The 11,014-nt window shown below is 65.5% G+C and carries 10 protein-coding genes; 6 read left to right on the top strand and 4 right to left on the bottom strand.

The features are described from left to right. The 3 genes from LR961_RS16255 to groL all read left to right on the top strand — a co-directional run. Nucleotides 1-188 (top strand): hypothetical protein (locus tag LR961_RS16255; protein ID WP_232150979.1); only part of this gene is annotated, 188 nt, incomplete at its 5' end. 134 nt (nucleotides 189-322) lie between these two features. Further along, nucleotides 323-610: a co-chaperone GroES gene (locus LR961_RS16250; RefSeq protein ID WP_057626824.1), complete on the top strand. Its 288-nt coding sequence runs from the start codon at nucleotides 323-325 to the stop codon at nucleotides 608-610. A gap of 133 nt (nucleotides 611-743) precedes the next feature. Beyond that, a complete protein-coding gene (gene groL, locus LR961_RS16245) occupies nucleotides 744-2,390 on the top strand; it encodes a chaperonin GroEL (protein ID WP_232150978.1) in 1,647 nt (548 codons plus the stop codon). 295 nt (nucleotides 2,391-2,685) lie between these two features. On the opposite strand, the gene LR961_RS16240 is transcribed toward groL, so the two are convergent. Then, the gene (locus LR961_RS16240; RefSeq protein WP_232150977.1) at nucleotides 2,686-3,582 is read right to left on the bottom strand and encodes a LysR substrate-binding domain-containing protein; all 897 of its coding nucleotides are present in this window, start codon (nucleotides 3,580-3,582) and stop codon (nucleotides 2,686-2,688) included. Nucleotides 3,583-3,734: 152 nt separating this feature from the next. Between LR961_RS16240 and LR961_RS16235 the strand changes: the two genes are divergently transcribed. From LR961_RS16235 to LR961_RS16225, 3 genes are all read left to right on the top strand, one after another. Then, complete coding sequence (locus tag LR961_RS16235; RefSeq protein ID WP_232150976.1) at nucleotides 3,735-4,265, top strand: methylated-DNA--[protein]-cysteine S-methyltransferase; 531 nt, start codon at nucleotides 3,735-3,737, stop codon at nucleotides 4,263-4,265. 170 nt (nucleotides 4,266-4,435) lie between these two features. Beyond that, complete coding sequence (locus tag LR961_RS16230; RefSeq protein WP_232150975.1) at nucleotides 4,436-5,071, top strand: glutathione S-transferase family protein; 636 nt, start codon at nucleotides 4,436-4,438, stop codon at nucleotides 5,069-5,071. A gap of 8 nt (nucleotides 5,072-5,079) precedes the next feature. Further along, complete coding sequence (locus tag LR961_RS16225; protein ID WP_232150974.1) at nucleotides 5,080-6,108, top strand: LLM class oxidoreductase; 1,029 nt, start codon at nucleotides 5,080-5,082, stop codon at nucleotides 6,106-6,108. A gap of 151 nt (nucleotides 6,109-6,259) precedes the next feature. On the opposite strand, the gene LR961_RS16220 is transcribed toward LR961_RS16225, so the two are convergent. The 3 genes from LR961_RS16220 to LR961_RS16210 are packed head-to-tail and all read right to left on the bottom strand — an operon-like array spanning nucleotide 6,260 to nucleotide 10,718. After that, nucleotides 6,260-7,060 (bottom strand): enoyl-CoA hydratase-related protein, encoded by an 801-nt coding sequence (locus LR961_RS16220; protein WP_232150973.1) that lies wholly within the window; start codon nucleotides 7,058-7,060, stop codon nucleotides 6,260-6,262. Next, nucleotides 7,057-8,562 (bottom strand): acetyl-CoA acetyltransferase, encoded by a 1,506-nt coding sequence (locus tag LR961_RS16215; RefSeq protein WP_232150972.1) that lies wholly within the window; start codon nucleotides 8,560-8,562, stop codon nucleotides 7,057-7,059. The genes LR961_RS16220 and LR961_RS16215 overlap by 4 nt, the downstream gene beginning before the upstream one ends. Beyond that, nucleotides 8,559-10,718, bottom strand: coding sequence for an acetate--CoA ligase family protein (locus LR961_RS16210; protein WP_232150971.1), 2,160 nt, complete (start codon nucleotides 10,716-10,718; stop codon nucleotides 8,559-8,561). Before LR961_RS16210 ends, LR961_RS16215 begins: the two co-directional genes overlap by 4 nt. Nucleotides 10,719-11,014: the final 296 nt, after the last annotated feature.

Raw genomic sequence — 11,014 nt, 5'->3', positions numbered from 1 at the left:
CCAAGCCCAAGCCCAAGCCCAAGCCCAAGCCCAAGCCCAAGCCCAAGCCCAAGCCCAAGCCCAAGCCCAAGCCCAAGTCCAAGTCCAAGTCCAAGTCCAAGTCCAAGTCCAAGCCCGAATCAGGCATCAATCCGAGCCCGAGCCGGAACCTGCGAGTGCCGAAGGCTTATTTCCGCTCTGGCCCTTGAAAGGCCCGGCGCCAGCCCCATCTCCGAACCAAGCCCGTTCAACGGGCGTTTTTACGCGCGGTGCCGACATCCTCTGGTCGGGATGCTGGTAACTGCCGAAACTTCAGGCCAATCAAACACTTAAGAGGTCTTTCATGAGCATCAAGCCGCTTCACGACCGCGTTGTGGTCAAGCCGATCGAAGCCGACGAAATTTCCGCCGGCGGCATCCTGATTCCGGATTCGGCCAAGGAAAAGTCCACCAAGGGTGAAGTTGTGGCCGTCGGCCCGGGCAAGCCGCTGGACAACGGTTCGGTGCGCGCGCCGTCGCTGAAGGTGGGTGACAAGGTCATCTACGGCCAGTACGCCGGTTCGTCCTACAAGGCCGAAGGCGTCGAGTACAAGGTGCTGCGCGAAGACGACGTGCTCGCCGTCATCGGCTGAGTACCGCTGAGGCGGTGATCCGGAAGGGGGATTGGCGAAGGCGCGTGGCGCCGACCATCCCCGCGTTGCCCGGTCCCGCCGTTGTTGATTTACCAACCCTATTCCCCAATCCCCTTTCCCGAGGTTTCAAGCAATGGCTGCCAAGGATATTCGTTTCGGTGAAGACGCCCGTTCGCGCATGGTGCGCGGCGTCAATGTTCTCGCCAATGCCGTCAAGGCCACCCTGGGCCCGAAGGGCCGCAACGTCGTGCTCGAGAAGAGCTTCGGCGCTCCGACCATCACCAAGGACGGCGTGTCCGTTGCCAAGGAAATCGAACTGGCTGACAAGTTCGAGAACATGGGCGCGCAGATGGTGAAGGAAGTCGCTTCGCGTACCAACGACGACGCCGGTGACGGCACCACCACCGCTACCGTGCTGGCCCAGGCCCTGATCCGCGAAGGCGCCAAGGCCGTTGCCGCCGGCATGAACCCGATGGACCTCAAGCGCGGTATCGACAAGGCCGTGATTGCCGCCGTCGCCGAGCTGAAGAACATCTCCAAGCCCACCGCTGACGACAAGGCCATTGCCCAGGTCGGCACCATCTCGGCCAACTCGGACGAGTCGATCGGCAACATCATTGCCGAAGCGATGAAGAAGGTCGGCAAGGAAGGCGTGATCACCGTTGAAGAAGGCTCGGGCCTGGAAAACGAGCTGGATGTCGTCGAAGGCATGCAGTTCGACCGCGGCTACCTGTCGCCGTACTTCATCAACAACCAGCAGGCGCAGACCGCCGACCTGGACGACCCGTTCATCCTGCTGCACGACAAGAAGATCTCCAACGTGCGTGATCTGCTGCCGGTGCTGGAAGGCGTCGCCAAGGCAGGCAAGCCGCTGCTGATCATCGCTGAAGACATCGAAGGCGAGGCGCTGGCTACCCTGGTGGTCAACACCATCCGTGGCATCGTCAAGGTCGTGGCCGTCAAGGCACCGGGCTTCGGCGACCGTCGCAAGGCGATGCTGGAAGACATGGCCGTGCTGACCGGCGGCACCGTGATCTCCGAAGAAGTTGGCCTGTCGCTGGAAAAGGCCACCATCAAGGACCTGGGCCGCGCCAAGAAGGTGCAGGTCTCCAAGGAGAACACCACCATCATCGACGGCGCCGGCGATACCGCTGCCATCGAGTCGCGCGTCAAGCAGATCAAGACCCAGATCGAGGACACCTCGTCTGACTACGACCGCGAGAAGCTGCAGGAGCGCGTGGCCAAGCTGGCCGGCGGCGTTGCAGTGATCAAGGTCGGCGCTTCGACCGAAATCGAAATGAAGGAAAAGAAGGACCGCGTCGATGACGCCCTGCACGCTACCCGCGCCGCAGTGGAAGAAGGCGTTGTCCCGGGCGGCGGCGTTGCCCTGGTGCGCGCTGTCACCGCTCTGGCTGGCCTGAAGGGCAACAACGAAGACCAGAACCACGGCATCCAGATCGCCCTGCGCGCGATGGAAGCCCCGCTGCGCGAAATCGTTGCCAACGCCGGTGAAGAGCCGTCGGTCATCGTCAACAAGGTCAAGGAAGGCACCGGCAGCTTCGGCTACAACGCCGCTACCGGCGAGTTCGGCGACATGCTGCAGTTCGGCATCCTGGACCCGACCAAGGTGACCCGTTCGGCGCTGCAGAACGCTGCCTCGATCGCTGGCCTGATGATCACCACCGAAGCAATGGTGGCCGAGGCTCCGAAGAAGGACGAGCCGGCCATGGGCGGCGGCGGTATGGGCGGCATGGGTGGCATGGGCGGTATGGACTTCTAAGTCCGCCGCAGCCTCACCGCTGCTTTGTCGTAGACAAAACCCCGCCGAAAGGCGGGGTTTTGTTGTTTGGTGTTGGGGGGAAGTTTGCCGCTGCGGATGCTGTCCTGGATTTCAGTTGCTGCGTGCAATCCCGTGCCGGCTCACGGCCGATGCGCGCAAACGTGTAGGAGCGGCGTGAGCCGCGAAGCTGATGACGGCACAGTCCCCAGGCACATCCGCAATTGCAGCTGTTCTGGCGGCTGCAACGGCAGTGGCTTCGCGGCTCACGCGGCTCCTACATGACTGCGAAGCCGGGCTACCCGGCGTGCTGCATCAGCTGCGCTTCCAGCCACGCCAGGAACAGCGGAACGCCGGGATGCAGGCTTTCTTCGGCGGGCAGGCTCAACGCGTAATACGCGAATGCCTGCGGCCAGGGTTGATCGAGCACTACCCTCAGGCGCCCGGCGGCGATCTCGGCGGCTGCGTGGATGTCGCGAACCAGGGCGATGCCGTGGCCGGCTTCGGCAGCGCGGATCAACAGCAGGTCGTCATCGAATGCCGGGCCGCGTTCCATCCGTGGGTCGGCGTCCACGCCCATCGCATCGAACCACAAGCGCCAGTCGCGACGGTCACTGTCCTGCAGCAGCGGGAAGCGCAGGCAATCAGCCGCGTCGTTGGGGACTGCGGCGCCGTCGAGCAGCGCGGGGCTGGCGACCGGCAGCAATACCGGTGCGAACAAATGCCGCGCCTCCAAGCCGGGATAACGACCGAGCCCGTGGCGAATGGCGATGTCCACGCCATCACGATGCAGGTCCATCAGCTGGGTACTGGCATCCAGCTGCACGTCGATGTGCGGATGCTGTGCGCTGAACTGCGCCAAGCGCGGCGCAAGCCAGCTGGCGGCAAAGGTGGGCGCGGCACTGATGCGCAACGTCTGCCGGCCCTTGAGCCGCTCAAGCGTGTGCAGGCTGGCTTCGATCTGGTCGAAGGCACGTTTCAGCTCGGGGTAGACGCGCGTTCCGGCCGCGCTGAGTGCAACGCCTTGGCGCGTGCGTTCGAACAGGCTGACGCCGGTGCGCTCCTGCAGCAGCTTCAGCTGCTGACTGATTGCGCCGGAAGTGACGCCCATCGCTTCGGCGGCAGCCTTGAGGCTGCCATGACGTGCGGTCTCGACGAATGCGCGCAGCGCCAGCAGGGGAAGAACCGCGCCCATGTTTAGATTTCCTGCACTGTTCGGTTAGAAGAAATGGATCGCCTTGCCGCAACGGATATCTATCCTCCGTTGTCATGCAAACACGTTCGAGAGTCTATACGGCGCATCCCCAACCCAGGCCGCCATGCGATGAATCCACCGCGTGCGGCACGATGCCGGATGGCTGGCGACAAGGTCGGATCAGCACGCCGCTGGGCGTGATGATCGCAGTGGTCAACGCGCACGATGCGTTGCTTCGGCTCGATTTCGAGGATGACGGGAATCGCTGCCGGCTGGTGCATGCACTGGACGCATTGCCGCACGACGACGGCGCGATCGCTCACGTTGACGAACAACTGACGCAGTACTTCGCCGGTTCCCGGCAACGTTTCGAACTGGCGCTGGCGCCGCAGGGCAGCGCGTTCCTGCAACGCGCATGGCGACAGCTGAGGCGGGTGCCGTTCGCCAGCACCGCGGGTTACGGCGAGATCGCTCGACTCTTGCAGCCGGTTTCTTCCGCACGGGCGGTGGGGCGGGCCAATGCCATGAATCCGATCTCCATCATCATTCCGTGCCATCGCGTGCTGGCCGCCGGTGGCCGGCTTGTCGGTTACAGCGCCGGGTTGCAGCGCAAGGCTGCGTTGTTGGCGTTCGAGGCGGATGTGCGGAAGCAAGCGCGCGCCATCCATGAATCGGAAGGTTAGCGGCGCTGCACGGCAGCGACAGAAAACATCGTTTCCCGCCTTCGGTGCTCTTGCCTAGACTGGCTCAACGTCATCGCTGGCGCATTGCCGCCTTGCTCCCTCAATCCCGATATTCCCCTGCCAGCGTCATGGCGGGCAGGGCGATGTCATCCTCACGAACGGAGTTGCACATGTCATCCCCCGCATTGCAGTTGTATACGGACAGCTCGCCCAATGGCTTCAAGGCCAGCATCGCGCTGGAGGAGTTGGGCGTTGCGTATCAACTGCATCATGTCCGCATCGATCAGGGTGAGCACCGCAGCCCCGCGTTCCTGCAACTCAATCCGCACGGACGCATCCCGGCGCTGGTGGATACGGCGCGTGATGTCACGCTGTTCGAATCGGCGGCGATCCTGTTGTACCTGGGCGAAACCGACGAGCGCCTGTTGCCGCGTTCGCATCATGGACGCTGGGAAACCATCACCTGGCTGATCTTCCATGCCGCCAGCGTCGGGCCGGTGCTGGGCCAGCGTGTGCACTTCGAGCACTTCAGCAAGGAACGCTACCTGCCTGCGATCGAACGCTACCGCGAACTTGGCGATGCAGCACTGGCGACGCTGGATCAACGCTTGAATGGCCGCGATTGGCTGGCCGGCGGGCAGTACAGCATTGCCGACATCGCCAACTTCGCCTGGCTGCATGTGGCCGAAGTGATCGACATGGACTTCAGCCATCACCGTCATCTCCATGCGTGGTACCAGCGCGTGGCGCAACGGCCGGCAGTGCAGCGCGGCATCCGCATTCCCGAACCGGCCACCGGCCCGTGAGTGGCGCGATGAGCACTTCTTCCGTAATGGACATCGGCGCATCAGCGGATGCCTTCATCGACCATGCCGGCTACCAGCGCATGTTCCGTGCTGACCATCTCACCCTGGGCATCTTCCTGCCGCTGCGCTTCTATGAAGGCGACATGGCCGTGCTCGAAGGCCAGGGCGCGCTGGTTGAATACATCGATCAGCAAGGCTTTGCTGCGGTGTGGGTGCGCGATGTGCCGTTGTTCGATCCGATGTTCGGCGATGCCGGCCAGCTGTTCGATCCTTTCACGTACCTTGCCTATCTGGCCGCGCGCACGCGCAACGTCGCACTGGCCACAGGCAGTGTGGTGATGCCGCTGCGCCATCCCATCGATCTGGCCAAAGCCGCCGCGTCGATCGACCAGTTGTCCGGCGGGCGCCTGGTGATGGGCATCGCCTCGGGCGATCGTCCGGTCGAGTTTCCGGCCTATGGGCTGGACCACGCCGCGCGCGGTGAACGCTTCGCCGAATCGGTCAGCGCTTTCCGACGCTGGCTGCAACCGGCGCACGGTACAGCCTTGCATCCCTGGGCAGCGCAGGGTCTGCAACTGCTGCCGTCACCGGCAAGTGCACGCATTCCGCTGGTGGTGACGGGCGGCGCGCGGCAGAGCCTGGATTGGGTCGGGCAGCATGCCGATGGCTGGTTGACCTATCCGGACGCCACACACGACCGTGCCGGGCCGCTGCGGCTTGCCGAGAAAATCCGCGCATGGCGCAGGTTGGTTCCCGATGGCGGCTTCCGTCCGCACATGACCAATGAGTGGCTGGATCTGGTGGACGATCCCGATCATCCGCGTGTGCCGCTGCAAGGAGGCTATCAGCTGCGTACCGGCCGCAAGGGGCTGATCGAACTGCTCGAAGCCTGGCAACGCGCCGGGGTGAACCACGCCGCGTTGGGTATCCAGTTTTCGCAGCGGCCGGCCGCTGAAGTGCTGCAGGAACTGGCCGAGGATGTACTGCCGTTGTTCCCTTCGCATGACGGGCCGAGGCCGCCACACCGCCGCTGGTAGCGTGGCCAGCGAAACCGGTTCGGCGCAGCGCACCCGGAAGCGCCGCTTCTTGTCGTTGGGCTGCCCGGCAGGGGGGGAGTTCATGCCGTGCTGACCACAACGGTTGGAAAAGGACGCCCCGGATGCGCTGCGCCGAACCGGCCGGTTGCCGCTAGCTGCCGGACCAGTGCGGCGGGCGCTTTTCGAGGAAGGCGCGGGGGCCTTCCTTGAAATCGTTGCTGGCGCGCAGGCGTTTCATTGCCTGCTCGCCCATCTGTTGCAGCGCCTGCTCATCGTGATCGAAGGCCGCGCGGGCGATGGTCAGGCTCTCCCGCACCGCGAGCGGGGCATTGCCGCTGATATGCGTGGCCAGTTCGCGTGCGCACTGTTGGAGCTCGGTGGCGACAACCGTCCGGTTGACCAGGCCGATCTGCTGCGCGCGCGCTGCCGACAGGCGTTGCCCGGTGAGGATCAGTTCGATGGCCAGCACGCGGGGAATGGCGCGGGTCAGTCGATACAGCCCACCGGCGGCGGCGATCAAACCACGCTGCACTTCCGGCAGACCGAAGCTGGCGTGTTCGGCTGCGACGATCAGGTCGCAGGCCAAAGCGATTTCGGTGCCGCCGGCCAGCGCCACGCCATTGACCGCCGCGATCCACGGCTTGCGCCGTGGCTGCTGCACGAAGCCGGCAAAGCCGCCGCGCGCGGTCAGTAGCGTGGCGGCCTGGCCGTCGGCAAGTGCATTGAGATCGGCACCGGCACAGAACGCCAGTTGGCCGGCACCGGTGAGAATGATGCAGCGGATGTGCGGATCGTCTTCGGTCAGCTGCACGGCCAGTTCCAGGCCGTTGGCCAGCGCCGCGTTGACCGCGTTGTGGACCTGTGGCCGGTTCAGCGTCACCCGCGCGACGTGCGCGCCGAGCAGCTGAAGTGTCACTGCGTCATTGAGGTGGACGATGCATTCGCCGTTCATATGACCAGGCTCCATTCCGAATGGCCCAGCCCGGTGGGGCGCAACTGGCCGGTGCGGCCGACCGGGGAGATGTCCGGATCGGTGAGCGCGGCCACGGTCCACGCATCATCAGGCGCGACCCGCGCCAGGGTGCGGGTACCGGGGCGGATGCGGACCATGGCTACGCCGTGCGACAGCGTGCCGTCGCGCTGGTAGAGCAGGGTGAAGGCTTCCAGTTGCCCGGTACCGTCGGGTTCGATCTCGATCTGCGGCACCAATCCGCGATGACTGTCGGCCAGATGCTGCACGCTGCTGTGGGCCAGCGCCGGGTGTCCCGGATACGGACGCCGCGCCAGCACCAGGCCGTGGTGCTTGGTGACGAATTCGCCCTGTCCGTAGAGCAGGCCGCGTGCATGGGGGGGCGACCCGCGCAGGTGTCGCACCATCGCGCAGGTGGCGTGCGTCATGTAGTTGTTCAACGGCGCGCCGAAGAAGGTGAGGCCGCCGGTGACGGTGGGTTCGTAGACTTCGCCCAAGTGCAGGGCGCGCCGGGCCATCTTCGGCACGCAGGGAAAGCAGCTGTACAGCTCCATCGCCTCGAAACCACCACCGGCCAGCTCGCTGCAGGCCTTGAGCACGGCGTTCTGTGCGTGGCTTTCCCAGTAGTGGTCGCGGGCCAGGAAATCACGCGGTTCACGCGCGTAGGCGCTACCCCAGGGATAGACCAGGTTGCGTTCGGGCACGCCGGCATTGCGGGCGATTTCCAGGCTGGTCAACAACAGCGCGGCGCCCTGGTTGACCTGCGGGTTGGCGACCATCAGCTTGGTGTACGGCCAGGCGACCATCCGGTTGAACGGCGCGACGGTGACGATGTCCTCGGCACTGTGCGGTTCGCGCAGCCAGGCGTTGGGATTGTTTGCCGCCTGCAGCGAGTAGCGGCTCCACAACTGGCCCGATTCGCGTTGCGCGGTTCGTGGGGGCAGCTGCCAGTGCGCGGTGCTGGCGGTTTCGTAGAACGGGTAGATGCTGAGCGGTTGCGCGCACCCCAGACGTGCGGCCAACGGATGCACCAGGTCCCGGCCGTGCACGGCGAGCGCGCGGTCATCGGCCGGCGCTGTCCATGGCAGTTCGATGCCGAGCTGCAATGCGCGGTTGACCGTGTGCTGCGCCTCGCCGCCGCAGATCAGCGCTACCCGGCCTTGCCCACTGCCGATGCGCTGCGCGGCCTGCTGCACGAAGCGCAGCGGGCTCTCGCCGCCGATCGCGCCGTAGACGGTACGGCGTGGACGGATGCCCAGGCATTCAGCCAACAGGCCGGGCGCATCGCGGTACGGCCAGCTGACCAGATTGACTACATCCAGCGAGTCCACCTGCGCCAGAAGGGCAGCGCCGGCATCGTCTTCGGCCGCGCGCGCGGCACGCAGCATCAGGTCCATCGGCTCCAGTCCATCACGTGGATGCTGGGGCCGGTCCAGGCATTCGCCGACGCCGACGATCACCGGAATGCTGGCCGCTCCGTTCATGGCCGTGCTCCCTCGTTCCACAGCACCAGTCCGTCCAGGGCTTCGATGTGCGTGGCGGTGGCCAGCAGCGGGTTGATCTCCAGCGACGCGAGTTCCGGGCCAAGCGCGAGTGCGGCGTCGCCGATCCGGACGATGACCTGCGCCAGTTGCTGGCGATCAATCCGTGGGCCGCCGCGATAGCCATCCAGCAGCCGTGTCGCGCGTAGTTCGTCGAGCATCGTCAGCACCTGGTCCGGCGTTACCGGCAACAGGCGCAGGCTGATGTCCTTGAGCAGTTCCCCCCAGATACCGCCCAGCCCGATCGCGAGCACCAGGCCCCATTGCGGGTCACGGACGATACCGACCAGCAGCTCGACGCCGTGTTCGCGCATCGGCGAGACGATCACGCCGTCGATGCGGGCATCCGGACAATGGCTTGCGACGTCTGTACGTATCTGGCGATAGACGCGGCCGGCATCGTTCGCGCTGACCTGCAGGCGTACGCCGCCGACGTCACTCTTGTGGGTGATGTCGGGCGAGGCGATCTTCATCGCGAGCGGGCCATTGAATTGATGCGCGAAGGATTCGGCCTGGGCGGCATCGGTGGCGATGTGCGCGGGCACCACCGGCACGCCCCGGCTGGCGAGGAAATCCAGCACCTGCCGTTCCGATTGCAGGAGCAGCGGCAATGGTGGCGATGATGCGACCGGCTGCGGCTGCGGCTGCGGCTGCTGCGGCGAGCGCCCGTTGGTTGCAGCGAGGTCGCGTTGCACTGCCCACCATTGCGAGCGTGCCACTGCGGCCAAGCCACGATCCAGGCCGGCGGGCAGGTAGTTCAGCTTGTGCGTACCAATAAGGTGCCGGGTGTGCTCGGTCATCTGCTGCGGTGTCACGCTCAACAACACGGCGGGCGTGTCGATGCTGGAAAAGGCGAGGCCAATCTGGGCGACGACCTGTTCGCCGAATGCGTGGTGGGCGGTTGTCGGCACGTCGTACAGGCAGGTGAGCAGGCCGATCCCTGGATCGGCGCCCAGCGCACGGATGCTATGTGCGAACAGCGCCGGCTCCAGGATGGCTGCGCCGGTGATGTCCAACGGATTGTGTGGCGTGCCAAAGCTGGGCATCACCTGACGCAGCGCCGCCTGTGTGGCCGGTGCGAGCTCGGCCAGTTCCAACCCCAGCGCATCGGCGCGATCGGCGGTCACTTCGCAGATGCCGCCGGAAATGGCCAACGCACCGAGCCGGCCGCCGGCGCGCGGGCGCAGCCGCGCCAGCAGGCCGGCCGTGGCAACCATGTCGTCCACCGACGCCACGCGGATGATGCCCAGTTGCCGGCAAGCGCCATCGAACACGCGGTCGTCGCCGACCAATGAGCCGGTATGCGCCTGCGCGACTTTGGCGGTGACCGCGCTGCTGCCGATCTTCAACGCGATGATCGGCTTGCCCACAGCCAGTGCCCGCTGCGCGGCCAGGGCCAACGTGGCGGTGTCGCGGGTGGTTTCCAGGAACAGACAGATCACCTGCGTGGCCGGATCATCGACCAGGTAATCGAGCACGCGGGCGACATTCAGATCGGCTTCGTTGCCGGTGGAAACCAGGTAGCTCAGGCCCATGCCCTGGCGGCCGGCGAGCCCGGCGATGTAGCTGGCGGTGGCGCCACTTTGCGAGACCAGCGCGACGTTGCCGGCCAGCCGCGTCGGCAGGTTGATCGTCCACAGCGGCACGCGCTCGACGTAGTTGATGAAGCCCAGGCAGTTCGGGCCGAGCAGGTTGATGTGGTGCCGGCGTGCCTGCGCTGCCAGTTCGGCCTGGTGCTGCTTGCCGTCGGTGCCCATCTCTGCAAAGCCGGAGGTCAGGATCACCGCATTGCAGACACCAGCTGCGCGCATGTCATCGAACGCTTCGGCGATGGCGTGTGTCGGCACCATCAGCAGGGCGGCATCGACCTGCTGGCCGATCGCGCGGCACGATTTCGCCGCACTCAAGCCATGGATGCGCCCACCCTTGGGATTGACCACATGGAGGCGTCCGTCGAAACCGAGCTGGCCGAAGTTGGCGAACGCGCCGCTGGACCATGCCGAGCGTTCGCTGGCACCAACCAGCGCGATGGAGCGCGCGCGCAGCAACCCGTCCAGGCCGGCACCGGAGCCGGCCTGTTCCTTCAATCGTGCATTCATTGCGGACCTGCTTGTGCTGTCGGTCAGGGGATGTGATTGGCGTGACGGGCGCGGTCAGCAGTGATTGCTGACGGCCACCTGCGCAGTGATGCCGGGCAGGGAGATGGATGTGGGTTGGGCACTGCGACCTTCCTTCGACGAGTGGGCTACCGCATCGGAGGCCTGTGTATGTCAGCCCCGCGCGACTATCTGCCGATGGCACATGCACAGTGCGTTGAAGCGATGTGGCCTGTGGCGTCCACTATCGGAACCGCGCGCACGTGCGTCCAATACCAAAGCCGCGTGCATCCAGAGCA

Origin of the sequence: Stenotrophomonas sp. SY1, assembly GCF_021202945.1 — a bacterium.
Taxonomy (GTDB): Bacteria; Pseudomonadota; Gammaproteobacteria; order Xanthomonadales; family Xanthomonadaceae; genus Stenotrophomonas.
This window is presented reverse-complemented; position numbering and strand designations above follow the sequence as displayed.